The following is a 21,907-nucleotide window of genomic DNA, read 5'->3' as shown; positions in this document are numbered from 1 at the left end:
CCAGTGCGGGAGGTGACGCGATGCCGAAGATCATCGACCACGACCAGCGTCGCAGTGACATCGTGGACGTCACCTGGGACCTGATCATCCAGGGCGGACTCGAAGCCGCCACCATGCGGGAGATAGCGGCCGCGGCCGGCTTCGCCAACGGCGCCCTGAAACACTACTTCCCCAGCAAAGCGGACATCATCGAGGCAACCTACATCCGCGCCCTGGACATGATGCGCGAGTACGTGCAGCTGGACGGGCTCCGCGGCCTCGCCGCCCTGCGCGAACTGTGCGTGTCCACCATGCCGATCGACGCCGAACGCATCACCGCCGGCCGGGTCCTGCTCACGTTCTGGCAGATGTCACTGTCCAACCAGAAGCTGCACGACAAGTACCTGGAACACGTGCGCTCATGGCGAGGACTGTTGCACCGGTACATCACCGAAGGCCGCGAGGACGGCGACATAGCCACGACGACACCGGACGAGCAACTGGTCGACGAGGTCGTGCTGCTCAACGCCGGTGCCAACGTGATGAGTCTGGTCAGCGGCGAGTTCTCCACAGTAGACCTACAGCTGCGACACCTGGAGTCCTTCTTCGAACGCCTTACTCGTGCGGCACCCTCGGGCGGGTGACCCGCACGACGGTCAACAAGTCGTGCAGCCCCTTGAAGTCGTCCGGGTTGGTGGTGAACAGCGGGAGATCCTCGGCAACCGCCGTGGCGGCGATCATGAGATCGGTCATCCTGCGTCGTGGTTTGCGCCCGGCGGCGATGACAGCGGCCGACACACGCCCATAGATTCTGGCCGCCTCGGCGTCGAACGGGACAGGATCGAACTCGTTCTCGGCACGTTGAAGAACATCCAACCGCCGTGCACGTTCCGCGTACTCGTCATACGCGTCCTGCTCGTCATTCCGGCGCACCTCATGCAGCCCTGCGGAGAGCTCGGCAAGTGTGATCGCGCTGATGGCCATCTCGTTCGGCAGTTCGGCGGGATCGATCCATCGGCGCAGAATCAGGATGGTGGTGTCGAGCAGACCATGCTGGCTGGCGTCAGCGCTCATAGGGGTCGCCGGCCTCCTGGTCGACGGCCGCTTCCTGGTCGGCACGGAACGCGTCGATGTCGACCGGCGCCGCGTTGTGGGACATGGCCGCGAACTCCGCCCGCGAGACGAAGCGCCGACGGCGACGCAACGGAATCAGTTCACCGATCTGATGACCATCACGGGTGACAGTGAACGACTGGCCGTGCTCGACGGCATCCATGATCTCTTTTGACCTGTTCCGGAGGTCGCGTTGGGTGATCTCGGGCTGCGCGGTCACACCCACGACTATAGCCGAGCGGTGGCACGCCGTGCTACTTAGTGCCACATCAGGTCCGCGTACCGGGTCAGGTCCACCTCGACCGCGGGGTCGAGGTGCACGGTCACACCGCTTCCGCGACGAGCACGCGTGGGCTGCCCGGCAGGGTCAGCCGGTCGAACGGGCGCCAGCCCGCGTCGGTGAGCCAGGCCCGCACTGTCGTTTCGAGGTACACCACGGTTCCGTCGATCACCAGGTACTCCCCCGCGTGCAGCGCGTCGAGAGGCCGCTGAACGGGGTCCGTATCGAGGAAGAAGTCGAGCACAAGCAGACGGGCGCCCGGTCCGGCGGCAGCGCGGGCGCGAAGCAGGATCTCCGCGTTTTCCGAAGCGGTGAACCTGTGTACGACGTGGTTGACCATCACCAGATCGAACGCGCCCTCCGGACGGGCGTCGGTGGTCGGCGAGCCCAGCACGGTACTGCGGTCGGCGACACCCGCCTCGGTCACCGCCTGCGTCACTGCGTCCACCGACCGGGGGTCGAACAGGAACGTTGTCCGCAGCTTTTCGTTGGCGTGCATGGCTTCCGTCGCGAACGCGCTGGACAGGCCGCCGAAGTCGAGCAGGTTCTCGTACGGCCGGAAGTCGAAGACCTGGGCCAGCATCCGCGCGTGCAGCTCGTTGTAGGTCATCACCCCGGCGAGGAACGTGGTCCAGCGGTCGCCGTCCATGTCGAGCTTTCCCGGCTCGCCCGTGTCGACCGTGTGGCCGAACTGGAGCCAGTGCGGATAGCTGATCGACTCCAGGAACGTCAGGTACGGAGTGAGATCGAGCCCTGAACCGGTCAGGTACTCCGCGGCTTCGGCGCCGAGCACATAGCGGCCTTCGACGCGCGTCACCAGGCCGAGCGAGACCATGGTGTCGGCGATCATCCGCACGGTCGTCAATGGCTTCCCGATGCGAGTCGCCAGTTCGTCGGCGTTCAGCGGGGCGTCCGCGAGTGCGGCGAACAGGCCGATCCGGCTCGCGGCGAAGAGCTGTTTCGACGCCATGTACCCGACCGCGATGTCCACGATCCGGTCGGGACTGACTGTTCTGGCTGAGCCGGTCACGGCCCCCTCCTCACACGTTGTTCCCGGCCGAGACTCTACAACCGTAGACGAAAAGTCCAGAGTCGGTTTCCCCGTACAGCAGGCAAAAATCCAACGGAAACCGACTTCCTACATCCGTAGAATAAAACCATTGACATCGTCTGGTCCGCAGTGTCAACATGCGTAGAACTACCCTTGTCGGCCCCTCTCGCCGGCAGTCCGGCCTGTGCGGCGCGTCGGGCACCAGGAAGGGGATTTCATGACGCTGCTCGCGATCAGGGATCTCGCCAGTCCGCACCAGATGTCGGGCGGGATGCAACGCCTCCCCACCGCGCGCCTCGTTGAGAAAGGATTACGTTGTCCGACAACACTTCCCTGACAGTGAGCCGGTTCCCCGCCCAGGAAGCCGGGCCGCCCGTGCTGCTCGTGCACGGCTTCGCCTCCGACGGCCACACCGACTGGATCACCACCGGCTGGCCCGCGGCCCTGACCGCCCAGGGCCGTCGCGTCATCGTGCCCGACCTCCCCGGCCACGGCTCCAGCCCCGCCCCCAAAGACGCGACCGCCGCCACAGCCAAGGCAATGCTCGACGAGCTGGCCCGAGCGGTAGGCAACGTGTCCGAAGTGGACGTCATCGGCTACTCCCTTGGCGCCCGCCTGGCCTGGGACCTGCCCACACTGCTGCCGGTACGCCGGATGGTCCTCGGCGGGATCAGCCCCGTGGAACCGTTCGGCGCGCTCGACCTGACCGCCGTGATGGCCTTCACGACAGGCGGAAAGCTGTCGGCGGATCCGCTTACGGCGGCCATCTCTCGGATGATCAGCGCTCCGGGGCGTGATCCGATCGCGCTGTGTCGATGCATTGAGGGCTTGCGGGTTGAGCCCTTCGCTCCTACTGCCCTCGACTTGCCGGTGCTTTTCGTGCGGGGGGAGGAGGATCCGATCAGCCAGGGGATCGAGACGCTGGTGGATTTGGTTCCTGGGAGTGAGTTGGTGGTTGTGCCTGGGGATCACGGCGGTTGTTTGCGGGGGGCCAGGTTCAAGGCGGCCGCGCTGGAGTTTCTTGAGGCTTGACGGCCCCCGTGAGTGGTTTTGTCAGTTCCAACTCACAAAACCACTCACGAGGAGATCTTCACGTCACCAGGTTCCGTCGGGGTTCACCGCACGGTCGAGCCACAGGTTGTCGACGGCCGCGCGGATCTCGGGGCCGTGCTCGGCCCATAGTCTCAATGCGCCCAGGTTGTCCATCAGTTGTCCTAGCTTGCTCACTCCGAAGAGGACGTTGGCGACTGGTTCGTAGGACAGGCAGAAGGCTATGGCGAGTTGGGATCTGGTGGCGCCGAAGTCTTTGGCGATCTGCGTGAGGGTGTCCGCGGCGGCTTTGACGGAGTCGCGGATTCCGCCTGGGTCGGCGCCGATCTTTCGGGTGGGGGTTTTGTTGCCCAGGAGGATTCCGCCTTCGAAGATGTCGGAGGCTTGCAGGGTCAGGCGGCCGGATGTGAAGTGGTTGCCGTAGTGGGGGCCTTCGGCCATGGAGCGGCGGACGATGCTGTACTTCAGTTGGGCGAAGGTGGGGGTGGGGAGGCCTTCGGTTGTCGCGAAGGTCAGGGCTTTGTCCAGGTCTGCCGCGGCCCAGTTGTTGACACCCCAGCCCTGGAAACGGTTGGCGCGGATCTGTTCGGCCACTTCGGTGACGATCCGGGGTATGTCCGGCGACTCGAAGTAGTCGCCGACCACTACTATGTCGGCTTTGTCCACGCCGATCCGGGTGAGGGCGGTGTCCAGTTGGTGGGCGAATCCTGTTCTGGGGTAGTCCCAGAGCCACAGCTTTCCGCACAGTTGGTAGTCGTCGCGGGGGATGCCGGCGGCTTTGACGGCTTGCCCGAAGATCACGTCGGTGCTGGAGCCTTCGCTGTGCGGGCCCATGTCGTAGTGGGCGACGTCGAAGAGGGTGACACCGTTGTCCACGGCCGTCCTGATCAGACTGACAGCGTCGTCGAAATCCATCCGGTCCCAGGTGTTCCAGGAGCCGAGGCCGAACCTTGACGTGGCGATCCCACCGAGTCTTACCTGTTCTCCGTTCATGAGGTTTAGTCTACGATCGTAGAATGAACAAGAGAACCGTTGTGGTGACCGGTGGTGCGAGCGGTATCGGACGCGCGACGGCCGAGGCGTTCGTGGCCGCGGGCGATCGGGTCTTCGTCGCCGACATCGCGGGTCGGGGCGCGGCCGACGAGATTGGCGCCGACGGCGCTGAATACGTCGAAGTCGACATCTCCGACCCCGCGTCGGTGGACGCCGCGGTCGACGCCGTGATCGGTCGGGCCGGGCCGATCAACGTCCTTGTCAACAACGCCGGCATTGTGGGCGGCGGCGGTCCGCTGACCGTGCTGGACGTCAACGTGTTCGACCGGTGTGTCCAGGTGAACTTCCGGGGCACGTTCCTGATGACGCGGGCTGTCGGCGCGCACATGGTCGCGGCCGGGACCCGTGGGGCGATCGTGAACATCTCGTCGATCGGCGCCCGCCAGCCGACCCCGGGTTTGGGGCACTACGAGGCCACCAAGGCCGCGGTGGACGCCCTGACCAGGTCCGCCGCACTCGAACTGGCACCGCACGGGATCCGTGTCAACGGCGTCGCCCCCGGTCCGGTGCTCACGCCGATGACGGCCGGATTCGCCTCGGACACCGCCGCCCGCCAGGCCTGGGAAGCACGGATTCCCTTGGGCTCCATTGCTTCGGTAGCGGACGTCGTGCCTTCCGTTGTGTTCCTGGCCTCGGCCGACGCCCGCCACATCACCGGCGCTATCCTCCAGGTCGATGGCGGCCAACTCCTGGTCTGACTATCCGGAGTAGACGATCCGGCCGCCGGTGACCGTGGTCTCGACCGCGACATCGGGCAACGAGGCCGGATCGGTCTCCAGTGGATTCGTTGAGACGGCAAGGTTCCCTCCCGGCCATGGACTTTTTGTTCCACAACTGTAGACTAATGCGATGGCACTGCCCACCACGACTGCGGCCGCGGTGCTCACCGAACACAGCGCCGCACTGACTCTGCGAGAACTACCGCTGCCGGACGAAATCGAACCCGGCGCCGCACTGGTGCGCGTCACCTGCACCACGTTGTGCGGCACCGACGTGCATCTCTGGTCCGGCCAGATGACGTTCCCCGGGATGCTGCCGATGGTGCTCGGCCACGAGATGGTGGGCGAGGTGGTCGCGGCCGGCGACGGCACCACGGACACGTTCGGCCGGGACGTCCGGCCCGGCGACCGAATCGGCTGGTCGGAGTCCACCTGCGGGAAGTGTCACGGCTGCGCGATCCTGCGCGAGCCGGTGGCCTGCGCCAGCCGCGGCTACGGCTTCCTCCAGCGGGCCGACGAATTCCCTTACGCCACCGGCGGTCTCGTCCAGTACTGCTATGTCACGCCAGGTGCGGCCAAGCTTCTGCTGCCGGCGGAGGTCAAGGACACCTGGGCCGCGATGTCCGGCTGCGCGGGCAAGACAGTCCTGCGCGCCTTCGCGAGATCCGGTGGTGTCCGTCCGGGTGCGACAGTCGTCGTCCAAGGCGCGGGCGCGCTCGGCGTGTTCGCGACGGCGGTCGCGCGGATCTCCGGCGCGGGCACGGTCATCACCGTCGGCGGCCCCGACGACCGGCTCAAGGTCGCCGAGCAGTTCGGTGCCACTGCCACGATCCCGGTCGACTCACGCCCACATGACCGGATCATCCAGGTACGTGACCTCACCGACGGTCGCGGCGCGGACCACGTCTTCGACTTCGCGGGCGGCCCGACCGTCGGCGAGGAGGCCGTCGCGTTCGCCGCCCAGCGCGGGACCATCGCGGTCGTCGGTTCGACCGGCCCGCAGCCGTCGCCGGTGCCGTTAGGTACGGTGATGGGCAAGGAACTCACTGTCGTAGGCTCGCTCAACGGCGACATCGCCGACTACCACCGCTCGGTGGAGTTCTTCGGTACGTTCGGCACCAGGATGCCCTGGGACGAGCTGTTCGGCGAGCCGGTCGGGCTGTCCGGCGCGTCCGCCCGGGTCGAGTCGATGTCCCGGTTCGGCGAGCTCAAGGCCGTCATCGATCCCCGTCTTCCCTAGGAGAGTCCATGCCCATCCCGCAACGCAGCATCGGCCGCGACGGCCCGCTCACCGGTGTGCTGTCGCTCGGCTCGTGGCACACGTACGACCGGATGGACTTCCGCGAGGCCGTGACCATGCTGCGGACCGCGATCGACGCCGGGATCAGCCTGTTCGACGTCGGCGTCTACGGCATGCCAGGCGCCGCCCCGGTGTTCACCGACGTGCTGTTCTCCGCGATGGTCCGCGCGGCCGGGCTCAAGCGGGACGAGTACCTGGTGTCGGCGAAGCTCTGGCTGGAAGGCTATCCCGAGCACGACCTGCGCGGGCAGATGGAGAACGCGTTGTTCCGCGCCGGTATCGACCACGCGGACGTCGTCATCCTCGGGGACATCCGGCGCGAGGACACCGATCTGCACCAGCTCGTGCTCGACCTCGCCGACCTGCACAGGGCCGGGTTGATCGGGCGGTGGGGGGTGAACAACTGGTCGGCCACGAACATCCGGTCGCTGCACGACTTCGCGCGCGACGAGGGCGTGGCCGGGCCTGCCATGGCCCAGCTGAAGTACAGCGTGGCCCGACGGTCCATTCCAGACGGAGAACCGTTCGCCGAGGTGTTCGGCGAACTGGGCGTCACGCTGGAGTCGTCGGACGTGTTCGAAGGCGGGGTGTTGCTGGGCAAGACCGGCGAGAGCCGCCAGGTCGGCCGCGACCCGGGCGGTATCCGGGCCCGTGTCATCGAGTCCGTCGACCGGGTGCGTGACCTCGCGGACGAACTGAACGCCACGCCGGCCCAGCTGTGCCTCGCCTTCACGCTCACGCATCCGGCGAACACCACGACCTTGTTCGGCGCCACCAGCACCGAACAGCTGCGGGACAACCTCGGCGCCGTCGACCTCGTCGAGCAGGTCGGCGCGGCCGAGTTGCGCGCGCTCGTCGAACCGCTGTGGGCGGACCGGGACGTCGTCGACCCAGAGGGACCGTGAGCGGGCTCGACCGGAGCTGACGGCGGCGTTGCGGGCCCTCCCTGAGGGTCCGCGCCCGGGCTGCGCCGAATCCTCAGCGCAGCATGAAGCGGGCGGCTCGTTCGCCGATCATGACCGCGGGCGCGTTGGTGTTGCCGGTGATCACCGTCGGCATCACTGACGCGTCGGCGACCCACAGGCCGTCGATCCCCTGCACCCGCAGCGAAGAGTCGACGACCGCGCCCATCCGGCACGTGCCGACCTGGTGGTGGTACGTGATGGCGGTCCGGCGGACGTAGTCACGCACGTCGTCGCCGGGTTCGGGATACAGCTGGCGGGCGCCCCACTCCTGGGCCAGCGCGGGCGCGCGGCCGATCGCCTGGCATTGTTGCACCGACGCCACCAGGCTCGCGAAGTCGGCGGGATCGGCCAACGCGGCGAGATCGATCACCGGCTCGTCCTCCGGATGCGGGCCGGACAGTCGGAGGCTGCCCCGGCTGCGCGGTGTCACCATGCCGGCCATCAGGGAGAAACCCGTCTCGGGACCGGTCATCCACGGTTCGTACATCGGGACGCTGAAATGGATCGGCTGGGTGTCCGGCACGGCCAGCCCCGGCCTGCTGCGCCAGAACAAATGGGTCTGGGTAACCGATCGCCCCGGCGACGGCGGTTCCACCTCCCGCAGGTCCGTCGCGAAGATCACCGGGGACAACAGGTGGTCGTGCAGGTTCTTGCCCACCCCGGGCAGGTCGGCCACGACCGCGATGCCGAGCGCGGCGAGCTCGGCGGCCGGTCCGATCCCGCTGCGCAACAGGATCGCGGGCGACGACAGCGCACCCGCGGCAAGCACGACCTGGTCCGCACGCAGCAGTCGCAGCCGACCGTCGACCTCCACCCAGACACCGACGGCACAGCCGTCCGCGATCTCCAGCCGGTGCACCAATGCTCCCGTGTGGACGGTCAGATCCTCGGACACTGGCTCCGCATAGGCGAGCCAGGTGGAGAGGCGGCGACCGCCACGCATGGTGACCCGTTCAACGGACACGCCGTCCAGCCGATCCCCGTTGTAGTCCGGGTTGAACGGCACCCCTGCCTGGACCGCAGCGTCTATAATGGACTGTTGGATCGGGTGCAGCGGCTCGTTCGGCACGACGTCGAGCAGGTCCTTCTCGATCAGCTCGAACACCGGCCGCACGTCGTCCCACGCCCAGCCTGGAATAGCCCATCCGTCGTAGTCCTGAGGCGCGCCACGGACCCAGATCATCGCGTTCAGCGCGTGCGAACCGCCGAGGACCTTGCCGCGCGGCAGATGCAGCCGCCGGTTGGCCGCGTGTGGCTGCGGCACGGTGTAGTAGTCCCAGTCCTCCGGGCCGTGCCACAGCTCTCCGGCTCGCGCCGGGTCGTGGATCGCCGGATTCGTGTCCACACCGCCGGCTTCGAGCAACGTCACCCGGGCGCCCGCGTCGACGAGTCGCCTCGCCACCACCGAACCCGCCGAGCCCGCGCCCACCACGATCACGTCCATGGCCTCAGCGTCGCAGCCCGCGTCCGAACGCAGGACCATCCCTTCGCTGGGCGACAACCGGCGTGCCCTGGCGGACAAGACCGGTCCGGTGGCCGCGACCGATACTCGATCACCACGCGGGTCCCTGCGGCCCGCCGTCAAGGAGGAGCTTGGGATGCCCACACGCCTGTTCATCGACGGACAATGGACCGATGCGGGCGGCGGCACCATCGCGACCATTGACCCGGCCACCGGAAAAGTACTCGAAGAGGTCGGTACGGCGTCGAAGTCCGATGTCGACGCCGCCGTCGGTGCCGCCCGGCAGGCGTTGGCGGCACGGGAGTGGGCCGGGCTGCTCCCGGTGGACCGGGCCGCGCTGTTGTTCCGCCTGGCGGAACTCATCGACGAGCACCACGAGGAACTGGCGACGCTGGAGACCCGCGACCAGGGCCAGCCGATCGGCGTCTCCCGGCAGGTGAGCGTGACCGGCGCGGCGGACCACTTCCGCTACTTCGCCGGCTGGGTCACCAAGATCCAGGGCACCACCAACCCGGTCTCCTACCCGGACACGTTGCACTACACGCGCCGTGAGCCGGTCGGGGTGAACGCGCTGATCACCCCGTGGAACTTCCCGCTGATGATCCTGGCCTGGAAGCTGGCGCCCGCGCTGGCGACCGGGAACACCGTGGTGATCAAGCCGAGCGAGGTGACCCCGCTCACCAGCGTCCGGCTGGTCGAGCTCACCCAGGAGGCCGGGTTCCCGGCCGGGGTGGTCAACCTGGTCACCGGCGACGGCGCGGTCGGCGCCATGCTGAGCACGCACATGGACGTCGACCACCTGTCGTACACCGGATCGACGGCGGTCGGGAAGCTCATCACGGTGGCGAGCGCGGAGTCCAACCTCAAACGCCTCACCCTGGAACTGGGCGGCAAGGCACCGAGCATCATCGCCCGCGACGCGGACATCGACGCCGCCGTCGCCGGCAACCTCGCCGGCTCGACGCTGAACGCCGGGCAGGTCTGTGCCGCGTACACACGCTTCTATGTCGATCGCCAACGCGAACAGGAGTTCGTCGAGAAACTGGCCGGCGGCCTGGCGGGGCTGCGGATCGGACCAGGACTCGACGAGTCGACCCAGGTGGGTCCGCTGGTCTCGGCCAAGCACCGGGACCACGTGGACCACCTGGTTTCGACCGGCCGCGGCGAGGGCGCCGAGCTGGTGACCGGCGGCCAGGTGGTGGACAGCGACGGCTACTTCTACCAGCCGACCTTGTTCGCCGGCGTGCGCGACGAGATGACGATCATGCGCGAGGAGATCTTCGGCCCTGTGCTCGCCATCACCGCGTACGACGACGAAGACGAGTTGGTCGGCCGCGCGAACGACACCCAGTACGGCCTCGCGGCGTCCGTGTGGACCCGGGACATCCGTGCGGCGCAACGGTTCGCGGACGGAGTCAAGGCGGGCGCGGTGTTCGTCAACATGCCACCCATCCCCGACATGGCCGCGCCATGGGGTGGGTACAAGGCGTCCGGGTGGGGCAGGGAGATGGGACCATGGGCGCTCGACGCGTACACCGAGACGAAGTCCGTGTGGCTGCACTACGGCGACTGACGGGGGTTCCCCCGGGCCAACGATCGTATATGATTTCGGATACGTCTGCGGAACACTGGGCAGGAAAGCAGCCATGACCAGCACATCTCCCCTGTCGGCGCGCCCCGGCAAGATCATCGCGGTGCACCTCAACTACCGGTCCCGAGCGGCGCAACGCGGCCGCACACCGGCCGTCCCGAGCTATTTCCTCAAGCCCGCCACCTCCGTGGCGGCCAGCGGCGAGGCGTTGGAACGGCCGGCGGGCACCGAACTACTCGGCTTCGAAGGCGAGATTGCCCTCGTGATTGGCGAACGCGCCCGTCGCGTCGGCCCGGCCGAGGGCTGGTCGTACGTCTCCGGCGTCACGGCCGCCAACGACTTCGGCGTCTACGACCTGCGGTACGCCGACAAAGGCGCCAACCTGCGGTCGAAGGGCGGCGACGGCTTCACGCCACTCGGCCCGTCCGTGCTGCCCGCAGCCCAGGTCGACCCGGCTGACCTGCGGATCCGGACCTGGGTGAACGGCGAACTCGTCCAGGAGGACACCACCGCGGAGCTGCTGTTCGACTTCGGGCAGCTGGTCGCGGACCTGTCCCAGCTCATCACGCTCGAACCCGGCGACGTCATCCTCACGGGCACACCCGCGGGTGCTTCGGTCGTGCGGCCAGGGGACGTCGTCGAAGTGGAGGTCGATACCGCCGGGCAGTCGACCGGCCGGCTGGTGACCCCGATCGTCGACGGCACTGTCCCTTTCGGACCGTATGGCGCGCTGCCGCGTGTGGACGATCAGCAGCGCGCGGACGCTTACGGCACAACGGAGTCCTTTGTCCTCACCGAAGAACTGCGGGAGCGGATCACCAGCGTCGGTGTGGCGACCCTGTCCGCGCAGTTGCGCAAACGCGGCTACAACAACGTGTCCATCGACGGTCTCACGTCCACCAAGCCCGGACAGAAACTCGTCGGCCGGGCGCGGACACTGCGTTACATCCCGCACCGCGAGGACCTTTTCCGTGAATACGGCGGCGGATACAACGCCCAGAAACGTGCGTTCGACTCGCTCGAACCCGGCGATGTGCTGGTGATGGAGGCACGCGGCGAGCGTGGCACGGGCACAGTCGGTGACATTCTCGCGCTACGCGCGCAGGTTCGGGGGGCGGCGGGGATCGTCACCGACGGCGGGGTCCGCGATGTCGCCGCGGTCGCCGCGCTCGACATCCCGACGTACCACGCGGGGCCGCATCCGGCGGTGCTCGGCCGCAGGCACGTGCCGTGGGACGTCGACGTGACCGTGGCCTGTGGGGGCGCGTCCGTGCAGCCGGGCGACGTGATCGTCGGGGACGCCGACGGCCTGCTGGTCATCCCCCCGCACCTGGTCGAAGAGGTCGTGGCCGGGGCGATCGAGCAGGAGCGGCAGGAGTCGTTCATCGCCGAGCAGGTGGCCGCGGGCGCGCGCGTCGACGGCCTCTACCCGATGGACGACAGCTGGAAGGCGAGGTACGCCGAGTGGCAACCGAAGGCGTAAGCGCGCTCAGCAAGTCGCAGATCGCGTACCAGTGGATCAAGGAACGGATCGCGGACGGCACCTTCTCCCCCGGCTTCCGGCTGGTGCTCGGCCAGATCGCCCAGGAGCTCGGGGTCAGCGTGGTGCCGGTGCGTGAGGCGATCCGGCTGCTGGAGGCGGAGGGTCTGGTCACCTTCGAACGCAACATCGGCGCGCAGGTCGCGATGGTCGACGAGACCGACTACCAGAACACGATGCAAACCCTCGCCCTCGTTGAGGGATACGCCGCCGCGCTCGCCGCCGACGTGTCACCGCCGGAGGTTCTGCAGACAGCACGGCGGCTCAACGCCGAACTGGCGGACTGTCTGCACCATTTCGAACCGGCCCGGTTCACCGCGCTCAACCGCGAGTTCCACGCCGTGCTGTTCGCTCCCTGCCCCAATCCGCAGGTTCTGGACCTGGTCACGCGGGGCTGGAACAGGTTGAGCGGGCTACGCATGTCGACCTTCAGCTTCGTCCCCGGCCGCGCGCACGAATCCGTGGCCGAACACGAGAACATCCTCGACCTGCTCGAACGCGGGGCACCCGCGCACGAGATCGAACTGGCCGTGCGCGAGCACCGACTGGCGACCCTGAACGCGTTCCTGGCGTATCAGGCCGAACGCCACCCCTAGGAGGAAAATCCATGCGTTTCCGCGCAGACCCCCAGTCGATCAGGGGCTCGATCGCGCCGCTGATGACGCCGTTCACGGCCGACGGCGACGTCGACCACGACGGCTTGGCGAACCTGGTCCGGTGGCAGCTCGCGGCGGGCTCGCACGGCATCTCCATCGGCGGCTCCACCGGCGAACCCGGCGCGCAGACGATCGCCGAACGCGCCGAAGCGATCCGCACGGTCGCCGCCGCCGTCGGCGACCGTGTCCCCTTCGTTCCCGGCTCCGGATCGGCGAAACTCGACGAGACGCTCGAACTCACCGCCGCCGCACAGGATGCCGGTGCCGACGCCGTCCTGGTGATCACGCCGTACTACGCGCGGCCCACCCAGGAAGCGCTGTACGTCTGGTATCGCACGGTCGCGCGGGAGTTCCCGGACCTGCCGATCGTCGCGTACAACGTGCCGAGCCGGACCGCGGTGGACATCGCCCCGGAGACCGTGGCCCGGTTGTTCCGCGAGCTGGACAACTTCGTCGGCGTCAAAGAGACCACAAAGGACTTCGAGCACTTCTCCCGGGTCCTGCACCTGTGCGGGCCGGAGTTGCTGGTGTGGTCCGGGATCGAGCTGCTCTGTCTGCCGCTGCTGGCTCTCGGCGGCGCCGGGTTCGTCAGCGCGACCGCCAACATCGCGCCCACCGCGTGCGCGCAGATGTACGACGCGTGGCAAGTCGGCGATCTCCAACGCGCCCGCGAGATCCACTACGGCCTGCACCCGTTGGTGGACCTGTTGTTCGTCGAGACGAACCCGGCACCCGGCAAGTGGGTGCTCGAACAGCGCGGGCTGATCGGGTCCGGGTACGTCCGGCCGCCGCTGATCACCCCCACCGACGCGGGGCGCGCGCGGATCAAGGAACTGATGGCGCAGGGCGGGACCTACCTCAGCCCGGTCGACGGCTTCGCCCTGGAGGGAAAGTGAAGCACCACATCCCCGAGGATCTGCCCGGCAAGATCCAGCACTACATCGGCGGCGAACTGGTCGACAGCGTGTCGGGCAAGACTTTCGACGTGCTCGACCCGGTGACGAACCAGACCTACGTGACGGCCGCCGCGGGCCAGGCCGAGGACGTCGACCTCGCGGTCGCCGCCGCCCGCAAGGCGTTCGCGGACGGCCCGTGGCCCAGCATGCTCCCCCGGGAACGCGCCCGGGTGCTGAACCGGATCGCGGACGCCGTGGCGGCCCAGGACAGCAGGCTGGCCGAGCTGGAGACGTTCGACACCGGGCTGCCGATCACCCAGGCGCTCGGCCAGGCGCAGCGCGCCGCCGAGAACTTCCGGTTCTTCGCGGATCTCATCGTGGCCCAGGCCGATGACACGTACCGCGTGCCCGGCCGGCAGATGAACTACGTGCACCGCAGGCCGATCGGCGTGGCCGGGCTGATCACGCCGTGGAACACGCCGTTCATGCTGGAGAGCTGGAAGCTCGCGCCGGCACTCGCCTCCGGCTGCACGGTCGTGCTTAAGCCGGCCGAGTTCACGCCGCTCTCGGCGAGCCTGTGGGCCGGGATCTTCCGGGACGCCGGGCTGCCGGACGGGGTGTTCAACCTCGTCAACGGTTTCGGCGAGGAAGCGGGCGACGCGTTGGTCCGGCACCCGGACGTGCCGCTGATCTCGTTCACCGGCGAGAGCACCACCGGACGGACGATCTACCGCAACTGCGCCACCGCGCTCAAGGGCATGTCGATGGAGCTGGGCGGCAAGTCGCCGGCGATCGTGTTCGCGGACGCGGATCTCGACGCCGCCATCGACTCGACGCTGTTCGGGGTGTTCTCGTTGAACGGCGAACGCTGCACCGCGGGCAGCCGGATCCTCGTCGAGCGCTCGGTGTATGACGAGTTCTGCTCCCGTTACGCCGAACGGGCGCGGAACATCGTCGTCGGCGACCCGCACGACCCGGCGACCGAGGTAGGCGCGCTCGTCCACCCGGAGCACTACGACAAGGTGATGCGGTACGTCGAACTCGGCAAGACCGAGGGGCGGCTGCTCGCCGGCGGCGGCCGTCCGTCCGGTTTGGACACCGGGAACTACGTTGCGCCCACGGTGTTCGCGGATGTCGCGCCGGACGCCCGGATCTTCCAGGAGGAGATCTTCGGCCCGGTGGTCGCGATCACCCCGTTCGACACCGAGGACGAGGCGCTGGCCCTCGCCAACGGTGTCAAGTACGGCCTCGCCGCGTATCTTTGGACATCGAACCTGACCCGAGCGCACACGTTCGCGCAGTCGGTGGAGGCGGGCATGGTCTGGCTGAACTCGCACAACGTCCGTGACCTGCGCACCCCGTTCGGCGGGATCAAGGCGTCCGGTCTCGGCCACGAGGGCGGCTACCGCTCGATCGACTTCTACACCCACCAGCAGGCGATCCACATCACGCTCGGCGCCGTGCACACCCCACGGTTCGGGATCGTCCAGGAAGGACAGTCATGACCGCAACGCCGCCGGACGTGATCCGCTGCGCCTACGCCGAACTCGTCGTCACGGATCTTGAGGCCTCCCGGACGTTCTACGTCGACATCCTCGGTCTTGTCGTGACCTATGAGGACGATGAGGCGATCTATCTGCGCGCGTTCGAGGAGTACCTGCATCACTCTTTGATTCTGCGCAAGGGCGACACCGCCGCGCTGGCCGTCCTCGCCTACCGTGTGCGGACCCCGGCCGACCTTGACCTTGCTGTTGCCTACTACACCGGGCTCGGCGTCCGGGTGGAACGCCGGCCGGCGGGCGCGACCCGAGGCATCGGCGAGGCGGTGCGGATCGAGGACCCACTGGGCTTCCCGGTGGAGTTCTTCCACGACGCCGAACACGTCGAACGCTTCACCCAACGGTACGACCAGCACGGCGCCGGCGCACTGTCCCGTTTGGACCATTTCAACGTGGTGACCCCGGACGTCCCCGCCGCCCGGTCGTACTACGAAGGGCTCGGTTTCCGAGTGTCCGAGGACATCCAGGACGACGAGGGCACGGTCTACGCCGCCTGGATGTTCCGCAAACCGACGGTGCACGACGTCGCACTGACCGGCGGCGACGGACCGCGCCTGCACCACATCGCCTTCGCCAGCCAGGAACGCCACCAGATCCTGCACGTCTGCGACCACCTCGGCGCGCTGCGCAAGTCGGACATGATCGAACGCGGACCCGGCCGCCACGGCGTGTCGAACGCGTTCTACCTCTACGTGCGTGACCCCGACGGGCACCGGATCGAGCTGTACACCCACGACTACTACACCGGCGACCCGGACAACCCGGTGATCACCTGGGACGTGCACGACAACCAACGCCGCGACTGGTGGGGAAACCCGGTGGTGCCAAGCTGGTACTCCGACGCCTCCCCGGTCCTGGACCTGGACGGCAAGGCCCAACCACTCATCGAGCGCTCGGACGCCCGCGAGGCGGACGTGACGATCGGCGCCGACGGCTTCTCGTACACGTCCAAACAGGAGGGTTTCAAACTGGGCGAGCAGGTCTAGAAAGCGCGCCCCCGTTCCACATCGGCACGCTGAACAGGAGCTTGTCGGCGACGTCGAAGCGATCGAACGTGGCGGGCGCGGCCCGCCACGCCTCAGCCTGCTCCCCCTGCGGCTCGCCGCCACCGAACAAGGACTCCGAGGCTTCGCCTCGGTTTATGGACTGCGGTCCGTTTGTCAAGGATCCTTGACCCGGGCTGCGTTGTTCAAAAGAAGCGCTCGCCGCGCGGCAGATCGACCAGGAGACAGGGGAACTGACTGCGTCCTGCCTCCCGCCCGACCTGCCAAAGGCAACCACAGGCGTCAAGAGGCCGGCTCCCGCTCGGGGTTGCTCGCGCTTTCAGCCTCTTGACACCTGTGGTTGGGCTGCGCCCAGGTCGGCCGGGAGACAGAACGAGGCACAGGTGTGTTGCGCGGGCACGCGCCTATTGTTGGGACGCGCCTGCAAAGCACCCCTGCGCCAGGGCGGGTCGCTGCCGACCATCGCCTCGGTGTTGGGTCAGCCAGGGGGCTTGGCGTGGTGACTCACTGTCCCAGGACGCGGTGAGCCAGGTCGGCGAGTGCTGTGGTGATCCTTTCCTTGTCCAGGCCCAGTTCTTGGGTCTGGTGTTGGAAGACTTCGGGGGCGAGGGGGGCGAGCAGGATGTCGGCGAGGGGGTCTGGGTCTTTGTGGCCGGCGTCGCGGATCAGGGTGAGGATGTGGGCTCGCCAGAAGCCGTAGGCGCCCGCGCTGAATCGGGACCGGCCGACCTCGGCGCCCAGGGCGAGGTGTACGTGTCGGGCCAGTAGTTCCACCATCGCGGCGTAGAACGCGGCCAGGCGTTCGGCTGGGGACGTGCCGGGGCCCAAGGGTGGGGGGCCGGACAGGAGTTGTTCCTGTAGGCGGCGTTCGTGTTCGTCGAGGAGGGCGAGGGCGATCGCGGCGCGGTCTGGGTAGCGGCGGTAGAGGGTGCCGCGGCCGACGCCGGCGGCTTTGGCTATGTCGTCCATGGTGACTGTGCTCGCGCCGCGTTCGGCGAACAATGTCTCTGCCGCGGCCAGCACTTTCAGGCGGTTACGGGCGGCGTCGGCGCGTTCCCGGTTCGCGCTGGGCGTTGACAGGTCATGGGTGGCCACTCTCCGAGCTTAGCAAGCAACTGGACACGCTGTCCACTTGGGGTTACAGTCGTCGACAGAACTGGACGTCATGTCCACTTAATGGAGGCGCTATGAACCTGCTTCACCTCGATGCCAGTGCCCGCCGTACCTCGTTCTCCCGGGAGCTGAGTGGGCGGTTCGCCACCGCGTGGCGGGCGGCGCGTCCCGACAGCGGGTACGTCTACCGTGACCTGGCTGTCCACCCGGTGCCGCAGATCGGCGAGGCGTGGACCGAACTGTGCGACGCGGTGTTGGCCGGGCAGATCTTCGACCCCGCCGACTACGCGAGCGTTGTCCGCACGTCGGGCCAGCGGGCGGCGTGGGCGGTGGTGGAACCGTTACTGGCCGACCTGCTGACCGCGGACGTCGTGCTGATCGGCACGCCGATGTACAACTTCTCGGTGCCCGCGTCGCTCAAGGCGTGGATCGACCAGGTCACGTTCCCCCGGATGTCCCTGGCCGGGCGGTCGTTCGTGGTCACCGGCGCGCGCGGCGGCAGCTACCAGCCGGGCACGCCACGGGCGCCCTACGACCACGAAGAACGCTACCTGCGGGACTTCTTCGCCGGCCACTTCGACGTCAAGGACGTCACGTTCGTCCACACCGAACTGTCCAACACCCTCCTCGACCCCAAGCTCGCGCACCGCGAAGGGGAGCACCACCAATCGCGGGAGGCGGCACTGCACGCGGTCGACGCCCTGGTCGCCGACCTGTCAACACGTCGGAGGACATGATGGGATGGCTCATCCTCCTGCTCGCCGGGGTCGTCGAGATCGCCTGGGCGCAGAGCATCAAACCGACCGAGAACTTCACCAGGCCGCTGCCGACCTTGATCTGCCTTGTGCTCTGCCTCGGTGCCGTCTACCTGCTGTCGCGCGCGCTCAACACCCTTCCGGTCGGCACCGCGTACGCGGTCTTCACCGGGATGGGCGCCGCGGGCACGATCCTGATCGGCGTGATCGTGAACCACGAGCCGGTCAGCTTCGGCCGGATCGCCGCGCTCGGCCTGATCATCGGCGGGGTCGTCCTCGCCAGGACCACCAGTGCCTAGGTCCGGTGGAGTCCTTGCCGGAGATCGTTCGTCCGGCCGCGGACAGGCTTTCCCCCGTGCCAGTCCCGAACTCGACCCGCTGGTCCGGCGGGCTCAGACCGCCCGTCACCGGAGCGTCCACAGAGGACTGAGAGGAGCAACCGGCGACCAGCACAGCGATCAGAAACACCGCAACCGAACGCACGTGACCCCTGTTCCCCATGGACACACTGCTTCCAGGCTAACGGTTCGACAGGCGCGTCGAACACGGGCACTCTGGTGACATGGACAGTGCGCAGTGTGCCGACGACGGCACCCATGGCCTCGCGGCGGAGCTGTACCGGATCATCCGGGCCACCAACGAGATGGCCGGTGTGCCGCAGGCGAACGTGCTGTCCGACCGGGTCACCGGGCATCTCGGTGTGCCGGTGTCCGAAGTGGTCGTCGTCAGTCGCGGCTGGCCGGGCTGGGAACACGCGAACCTGCAGCGCGGAATCGACGCCTATCTCGCCAGGTACGGCAAGGCGATGGACTGGTTCGGTGTGGTCGGCTCGCACCGGAACTTCGAGGACCTGATCAGCATGCTGGCCGCCGCCGGCACGCAGAACACGTACCAGCTCGGCTCGGTGGACTACACCACCGCCTGGTCGGGCCCGACCAGGCGATCGACGTGGTGCAGCTCGGTCTGGTCGGCACGGTCGCGCCGGACGGCTCCCCGGTGGTCCTCGGGGTCCGTGGCGCGGCCCCGCAGTTCGCCGAACCCGTGTGCCGGGTCGAGGTGCTGGCGACCTCGCAGGTGACTGCGACCGCCGTGCGCGCCGAGATCGAGTCCCTGGTCGCCGAGCACGACGTCCTGCGCGGCCAGGTGCTGGCGTTCGGGGTCAGCGAGCATTTCGGCAACGAGCTGCTGACCTTCCTGCCCCGGCCCGACATCGGCGGCGACGAGGTGGTCCTGCCGGCCGGCGTGTTGGAGTCGATCGAGGCACACGTGGTGGGAATCGCGCGGCACGGCGAACGTCTGCTCGCCGCAGGCCAGCACCTCAAGCGCGGACTTCTGCTGTACGGCCCGCCCGGCACGGGCAAGACGCACACCATGCGGTACTTGATGGGACGGCTGCCCGGCAGCACGATCATCATTCTGACCGGCGCGGCCATGCGGTTCATCGAGAAGGCCGCGATGCTCGCCCGACGCCTGCAGCCCAGCGTCGTCGTGCTGGAGGACGTCGACCTGATCGCGCAGGACCGCGGCTACGACCCGATGGGCACCGGCCAGCCGCTGCTGTTCAGCCTGCTCGACGCCATGGACGGGGTCGGCGGCGACGCGGACGTCACGTTCCTGCTGACCACCAACCGCGCCAGCGAGCTGGAACGGGCCCTGGCCGACCGCCCCGGCCGGGTCGATCTGGCCGTCGAACTCCCGTTGCCGGACGCCGCCGGCCGCGAAACGCTGCTCCAGCTCTACGCGCGCGGCCTGAGACTGACCGCCGATCTCGCGCCTGTCGTCGAAGCGACGGAAGGCGCCCCGGCGTCGTTCATCAAGGAACTCCTGCGGCGGGCCGCGCTACGCTCGCTCGCCGAGAACTCGGACGCCGACGTCCATGTCGGCGACGCGGAACTGACCGGAGCACTGAACGAGATGTATGCCGCACGGAACAACCTGACCAGGGCGCTTCTAGGCAATCCGACAAGTTGATCAGCCGTATCCTCCTGGTAGTGGCCGTCCTGGTCGCCGGCTGCTCGGGCACCAACGTGCCGGTGCCGGACAGGCCCGCGAACGGCTGGTGGCGGCCGCATCCCGGGGTGCGCTGGCAGTACCAGCTGGTGCCGACCACCCGGACCGGGCCGGGGATCGTGAACGGGATCAACCTGCGTCCGGACGAGGTGTGCACACCGCCGCCGAAGGGCGCCGGCCCGGTGTGCCCGGACGTGTACGGCATCGACCTGTGGGTGGATTCGCAGGTCACCGGCTCCGCCACCGACGTCGTCAACACCGAGGCGGTCAAAGCGATCCACAGTTTGTCCGCGCACGCGATCTGCTACTTCTCCGGTGGCACACTCGAAGCGTGGCGGCCGGACGCACGGAAGATCCTCGACTGGGACGCCGCACACCCGGAAGCGCACCTGGTCAGCAAGGCGCTCGCACCGCCGTACGACAACGAACGCTGGTTCAACGTCAAACCCGGCGCCGGGCGTCTCGAGTTCCTGACGGAGATCATGGCCGCGCGGATGAAACTGTGCGCGGACAACGGTTTCGACGCGGTCGACCCGGACTGGCCGGACGCGTGGCTGCACAACTCCGAAGCCGGCTGGTCCGAGCCGGTCACCGCGGCCGACCAACTCGGCTACAACCGGATGCTCGCCGGCGCCGCCCACCGGCTCGGGCTGGGCATCGTGCTGAAGAACGACAGCAAACAGGCCCCTGACCTGGTCGGCGACTTCGACCTGGCGGTGATCGAGGACTGCCAGTGGACCGGCGCGGACATCCAACCGTGCGACCCGCTGACCGCTTTCACCGCCGCCGGCAAACCAGTGCTGCACGTCGAATACCTGGAATCCGACGAGGACCCACCGGAGCGCAACCCGTTGGGCACACCGGCCGCGATCTGCGCCGCGGCCACCCCAGGGTTCGACACCATCGTCAAGAAAGCCAGCAAGACCCTGAACGACCTGCCGTGGACGCCGTGCCGGTGATCACCAGACGGGCCGGAGGGGCGGCAGGGCGTCGCCGGCCATCGTGCGGATCAACCGGGTCAGTTCCGCCCGCAACGCCGCCAGCTCGGCCCCGCCGAACTTCGCGGCCAGGTCGCCCTCCAACCTGGCCAGCACCTGACCGGCCACGGACATGTGCTGCATCGCCTTGTCCGTGAGGATGACGAGCCGACGACGTCCCCCATCGGGGTGCGGGACGCGTCGGACATAGCCGCGGCTCTCCAGGTCGCCGACCATCTGCCCGGACGCCTGCTTGGTCACCCCGAGCCGCTCGGCCAACTCGGTGCTCGTCGCGCCGGCACCCCGCAACGCCTGGAAGACAGCGCCGTGCGCGGGCCGAAGATCGCGGTAGCCCGCCGCCTCGACCTCCTGGACGAAGTCGGCCACCACGAGCTGGAACGCCAACCCGAGCAGGAACGTCAACTCGGTGCGGGCAAGGGGATCCGTCACAAGGCCCACGGTAGAGACTGCCGCCCGTCGGTGCCCGGAACCCCCGCCCGACCCGCGGCCGCCATGCACACCAACGCCTCAGCCGGCCCGCCCACCGGGCGGAACTGCCGAACCTCGTTGGCCCTGAGCAGCACAGCCTGCCCAGCGGAGGCCGTGCTGGTCTCGTCGCCGACAGTGAACGAGAACGTGCCCGAGATCGGCATCCACACCTGGTCGTGGTCGATCAGGTGCACCGGAGACTCCGCCTCGGCCGCCAGCCGAACCCGCCAGGTGCTCACCTGGTCACTCCCCTGGCTGGGCCCGGCGAGCGCGGTCATCACACCGGTCGGGGTCGTGGTGGTCCGCTCTTCGGTCTCGTTGATCACTCGCATGAACACTCCTAAG

The 21,907-nt window shown here is 68.2% G+C and carries 24 protein-coding genes; 16 read left to right on the top strand and 8 right to left on the bottom strand.

Features of this window, described 5'->3' with window-relative positions:
* Positions 1-20 precede the first annotated feature (20 nt).
* A complete protein-coding gene (locus EV192_RS21735; RefSeq protein ID WP_132118096.1) occupies positions 21-623 on the top strand; it encodes a TetR/AcrR family transcriptional regulator in 603 nt (200 codons plus the stop codon).
* Here EV192_RS21735 and EV192_RS21730 read toward each other — a convergent pair.
* The 3 genes from EV192_RS21730 to EV192_RS21720 form a co-directional block, all read right to left on the bottom strand.
* Positions 595-1,053, bottom strand: a complete 459-nt coding sequence (locus tag EV192_RS21730) for a type II toxin-antitoxin system VapC family toxin (RefSeq protein WP_132118094.1) — start codon at positions 1,051-1,053, stop codon at positions 595-597. The two genes, EV192_RS21735 and EV192_RS21730, sit on opposite strands and share 29 nt — an antisense overlap.
* Positions 1,043-1,312: a type II toxin-antitoxin system Phd/YefM family antitoxin gene (locus EV192_RS21725; protein ID WP_132118092.1), complete on the bottom strand. Its 270-nt coding sequence runs from the start codon at positions 1,310-1,312 to the stop codon at positions 1,043-1,045. The genes EV192_RS21730 and EV192_RS21725 overlap by 11 nt, the downstream gene beginning before the upstream one ends.
* A gap of 103 nt (positions 1,313-1,415) precedes the next feature.
* Complete coding sequence (locus EV192_RS21720) at positions 1,416-2,402, bottom strand: methyltransferase family protein (protein WP_132118090.1); 987 nt, start codon at positions 2,400-2,402, stop codon at positions 1,416-1,418.
* Between the two features lie 360 nt (positions 2,403-2,762).
* On the opposite strand from EV192_RS21720, the gene EV192_RS21715 reads away from it, so the two are divergent.
* The gene (locus EV192_RS21715) at positions 2,763-3,455 is read left to right on the top strand and encodes an alpha/beta fold hydrolase (RefSeq protein ID WP_243726979.1); all 693 of its coding nucleotides are present in this window, start codon (positions 2,763-2,765) and stop codon (positions 3,453-3,455) included.
* Positions 3,456-3,518: 63 nt separating this feature from the next.
* Here EV192_RS21715 and EV192_RS21710 read toward each other — a convergent pair whose 3' ends face one another.
* Positions 3,519-4,466, bottom strand: a complete 948-nt coding sequence (locus EV192_RS21710; RefSeq protein ID WP_132118088.1) for an aldo/keto reductase — start codon at positions 4,464-4,466, stop codon at positions 3,519-3,521.
* Between the two features lie 23 nt (positions 4,467-4,489).
* On the opposite strand from EV192_RS21710, the gene EV192_RS21705 reads away from it, so the two are divergent.
* From EV192_RS21705 to EV192_RS21695, 3 genes are all read left to right on the top strand, one after another.
* Positions 4,490-5,224 carry an SDR family NAD(P)-dependent oxidoreductase gene (locus EV192_RS21705; RefSeq protein ID WP_165960533.1) on the top strand — a complete coding sequence of 245 codons (735 nt, stop codon included), beginning with the start codon at positions 4,490-4,492 and terminating at the stop codon, positions 5,222-5,224.
* Positions 5,225-5,375: 151 nt separating this feature from the next.
* A complete protein-coding gene (locus tag EV192_RS21700) occupies positions 5,376-6,485 on the top strand; it encodes a zinc-binding dehydrogenase (RefSeq protein ID WP_132118086.1) in 1,110 nt (369 codons plus the stop codon).
* An 8-nt stretch (positions 6,486-6,493) separates the two neighbouring features.
* Complete coding sequence (locus EV192_RS21695) at positions 6,494-7,450, top strand: aldo/keto reductase (RefSeq protein ID WP_132118084.1); 957 nt, start codon at positions 6,494-6,496, stop codon at positions 7,448-7,450.
* Between the two features lie 73 nt (positions 7,451-7,523).
* Here EV192_RS21695 and EV192_RS21690 read toward each other — a convergent pair whose 3' ends face one another.
* Positions 7,524-8,954, bottom strand: coding sequence for a GMC family oxidoreductase (locus tag EV192_RS21690; protein ID WP_132118082.1), 1,431 nt, complete (start codon positions 8,952-8,954; stop codon positions 7,524-7,526).
* Between the two features lie 154 nt (positions 8,955-9,108).
* On the opposite strand from EV192_RS21690, the gene EV192_RS21685 reads away from it, so the two are divergent.
* The 6 genes from EV192_RS21685 (at position 9,109) to hpaD (ending at position 16,200) form a co-directional block, all read left to right on the top strand.
* On the top strand, positions 9,109-10,545 hold the full coding sequence (locus EV192_RS21685) for an aldehyde dehydrogenase family protein (RefSeq protein WP_132118316.1): 1,437 nt from the start codon (positions 9,109-9,111) through the stop codon (positions 10,543-10,545).
* A 73-nt stretch (positions 10,546-10,618) separates the two neighbouring features.
* A complete protein-coding gene (locus EV192_RS21680; RefSeq protein ID WP_132118080.1) occupies positions 10,619-12,046 on the top strand; it encodes a fumarylacetoacetate hydrolase family protein in 1,428 nt (475 codons plus the stop codon).
* Complete coding sequence (locus EV192_RS21675; protein ID WP_132118078.1) at positions 12,028-12,699, top strand: GntR family transcriptional regulator; 672 nt, start codon at positions 12,028-12,030, stop codon at positions 12,697-12,699. The genes EV192_RS21680 and EV192_RS21675 overlap by 19 nt, the downstream gene beginning before the upstream one ends.
* 11 nt (positions 12,700-12,710) lie before the next feature.
* Entirely contained in the window at positions 12,711-13,655 is a 945-nt protein-coding gene (dapA, locus tag EV192_RS21670) for a 4-hydroxy-tetrahydrodipicolinate synthase (RefSeq protein WP_132118076.1), read from the top strand.
* Positions 13,652-15,160: a 5-carboxymethyl-2-hydroxymuconate semialdehyde dehydrogenase gene (gene hpaE, locus EV192_RS21665; RefSeq protein ID WP_132118074.1), complete on the top strand. Its 1,509-nt coding sequence runs from the start codon at positions 13,652-13,654 to the stop codon at positions 15,158-15,160. The genes dapA and hpaE overlap by 4 nt, the downstream gene beginning before the upstream one ends.
* On the top strand, positions 15,157-16,200 hold the full coding sequence (gene hpaD / locus EV192_RS21660) for a 3,4-dihydroxyphenylacetate 2,3-dioxygenase (protein WP_132118072.1): 1,044 nt from the start codon (positions 15,157-15,159) through the stop codon (positions 16,198-16,200). Before hpaE ends, hpaD begins: the two co-directional genes overlap by 4 nt.
* A gap of 522 nt (positions 16,201-16,722) precedes the next feature.
* Here hpaD and EV192_RS21655 read toward each other — a convergent pair.
* Positions 16,723-17,313, bottom strand: coding sequence for a TetR/AcrR family transcriptional regulator (locus EV192_RS21655; RefSeq protein ID WP_243726978.1), 591 nt, complete (start codon positions 17,311-17,313; stop codon positions 16,723-16,725).
* Positions 17,314-17,405: 92 nt separating this feature from the next.
* Between EV192_RS21655 and EV192_RS21650 the strand changes: the two genes are divergently transcribed.
* The 5 genes from EV192_RS21650 to EV192_RS21635 all read left to right on the top strand — a co-directional run bounded on the left by EV192_RS21650 (position 17,406) and on the right by EV192_RS21635 (position 21,055).
* Positions 17,406-18,068, top strand: coding sequence for an FMN-dependent NADH-azoreductase (locus tag EV192_RS21650; protein WP_132118070.1), 663 nt, complete (start codon positions 17,406-17,408; stop codon positions 18,066-18,068).
* The gene (locus tag EV192_RS21645; RefSeq protein WP_132118068.1) at positions 18,068-18,385 is read left to right on the top strand and encodes a DMT family transporter; all 318 of its coding nucleotides are present in this window, start codon (positions 18,068-18,070) and stop codon (positions 18,383-18,385) included. The genes EV192_RS21650 and EV192_RS21645 overlap by 1 nt, the downstream gene beginning before the upstream one ends.
* Positions 18,386-18,648: 263 nt before the next feature.
* Positions 18,649-19,164 (top strand): hypothetical protein, encoded by a 516-nt coding sequence (locus EV192_RS55930; protein ID WP_243726977.1) that lies wholly within the window; start codon positions 18,649-18,651, stop codon positions 19,162-19,164.
* A 293-nt stretch (positions 19,165-19,457) separates the two neighbouring features.
* Positions 19,458-20,057 carry an AAA family ATPase gene (locus EV192_RS55925; protein WP_341770888.1) on the top strand — a complete coding sequence of 200 codons (600 nt, stop codon included), beginning with the start codon at positions 19,458-19,460 and terminating at the stop codon, positions 20,055-20,057.
* Positions 20,058-20,077: 20 nt separating this feature from the next.
* Positions 20,078-21,055: an endo alpha-1,4 polygalactosaminidase gene (locus tag EV192_RS21635; RefSeq protein WP_165960532.1), complete on the top strand. Its 978-nt coding sequence runs from the start codon at positions 20,078-20,080 to the stop codon at positions 21,053-21,055.
* Here EV192_RS21635 and EV192_RS21630 read toward each other — a convergent pair whose 3' ends face one another.
* Together EV192_RS21630 and EV192_RS21625 are read right to left on the bottom strand one after the other, a co-directional pair.
* Positions 21,056-21,523, bottom strand: a complete 468-nt coding sequence (locus EV192_RS21630) for a MarR family winged helix-turn-helix transcriptional regulator (RefSeq protein WP_207926167.1) — start codon at positions 21,521-21,523, stop codon at positions 21,056-21,058.
* Complete coding sequence (locus EV192_RS21625) at positions 21,520-21,894, bottom strand: cupin domain-containing protein (protein WP_132118064.1); 375 nt, start codon at positions 21,892-21,894, stop codon at positions 21,520-21,522. Before EV192_RS21625 ends, EV192_RS21630 begins: the two co-directional genes overlap by 4 nt.
* Positions 21,895-21,907 lie beyond the last annotated feature (13 nt).

Source organism: Actinocrispum wychmicini (assembly GCF_004345645.1).
Lineage (GTDB): Bacteria > Actinomycetota > Actinomycetes > Mycobacteriales > Pseudonocardiaceae > Kibdelosporangium > Kibdelosporangium wychmicini.
The sequence above is the reverse complement of the archived record's forward strand: the minus strand, read 5'-3'. Positions and strand labels throughout refer to the sequence as shown.

Bases quoted from the DNA above. Each gene is read 5' to 3' on its own strand.
- EV192_RS21735 (WP_132118096.1), top strand. From the start codon at position 21: ATGCCGAAGATCATCGACCACGACCAGCGTCGCAGTGACATCGTGGAC.
- EV192_RS21730 (WP_132118094.1), bottom strand. From the start codon at position 1,053: ATGAGCGCTGACGCCAGCCAGCATGGTCTGCTCGACACCACCATCCTG.
- EV192_RS21710 (WP_132118088.1), bottom strand. From the start codon at position 4,466: ATGAACGGAGAACAGGTAAGACTCGGTGGGATCGCCACGTCAAGGTTC.
- EV192_RS21705 (WP_165960533.1), top strand. From the start codon at position 4,490: ATGAACAAGAGAACCGTTGTGGTGACCGGTGGTGCGAGCGGTATCGGA.
- EV192_RS21700 (WP_132118086.1), top strand. From the start codon at position 5,376: ATGGCACTGCCCACCACGACTGCGGCCGCGGTGCTCACCGAACACAGC.
- EV192_RS21695 (WP_132118084.1), top strand. From the start codon at position 6,494: ATGCCCATCCCGCAACGCAGCATCGGCCGCGACGGCCCGCTCACCGGT.
- EV192_RS21690 (WP_132118082.1), bottom strand. From the start codon at position 8,954: ATGGACGTGATCGTGGTGGGCGCGGGCTCGGCGGGTTCGGTGGTGGCG.
- EV192_RS21685 (WP_132118316.1), top strand. From the start codon at position 9,109: ATGCCCACACGCCTGTTCATCGACGGACAATGGACCGATGCGGGCGGC.
- EV192_RS21680 (WP_132118080.1), top strand. From the start codon at position 10,619: ATGACCAGCACATCTCCCCTGTCGGCGCGCCCCGGCAAGATCATCGCG.
- dapA (WP_132118076.1), top strand. From the start codon at position 12,711: ATGCGTTTCCGCGCAGACCCCCAGTCGATCAGGGGCTCGATCGCGCCG.
- hpaD (WP_132118072.1), top strand. From the start codon at position 15,157: ATGACCGCAACGCCGCCGGACGTGATCCGCTGCGCCTACGCCGAACTC.
- EV192_RS21650 (WP_132118070.1), top strand. From the start codon at position 17,406: ATGAACCTGCTTCACCTCGATGCCAGTGCCCGCCGTACCTCGTTCTCC.
- EV192_RS21645 (WP_132118068.1), top strand. From the start codon at position 18,068: ATGGGATGGCTCATCCTCCTGCTCGCCGGGGTCGTCGAGATCGCCTGG.
- EV192_RS55930 (WP_243726977.1), top strand. From the start codon at position 18,649: ATGGACAGTGCGCAGTGTGCCGACGACGGCACCCATGGCCTCGCGGCG.
- EV192_RS55925 (WP_341770888.1), top strand. From the start codon at position 19,458: ATGCGGTACTTGATGGGACGGCTGCCCGGCAGCACGATCATCATTCTG.
- EV192_RS21625 (WP_132118064.1), bottom strand. From the start codon at position 21,894: ATGCGAGTGATCAACGAGACCGAAGAGCGGACCACCACGACCCCGACC.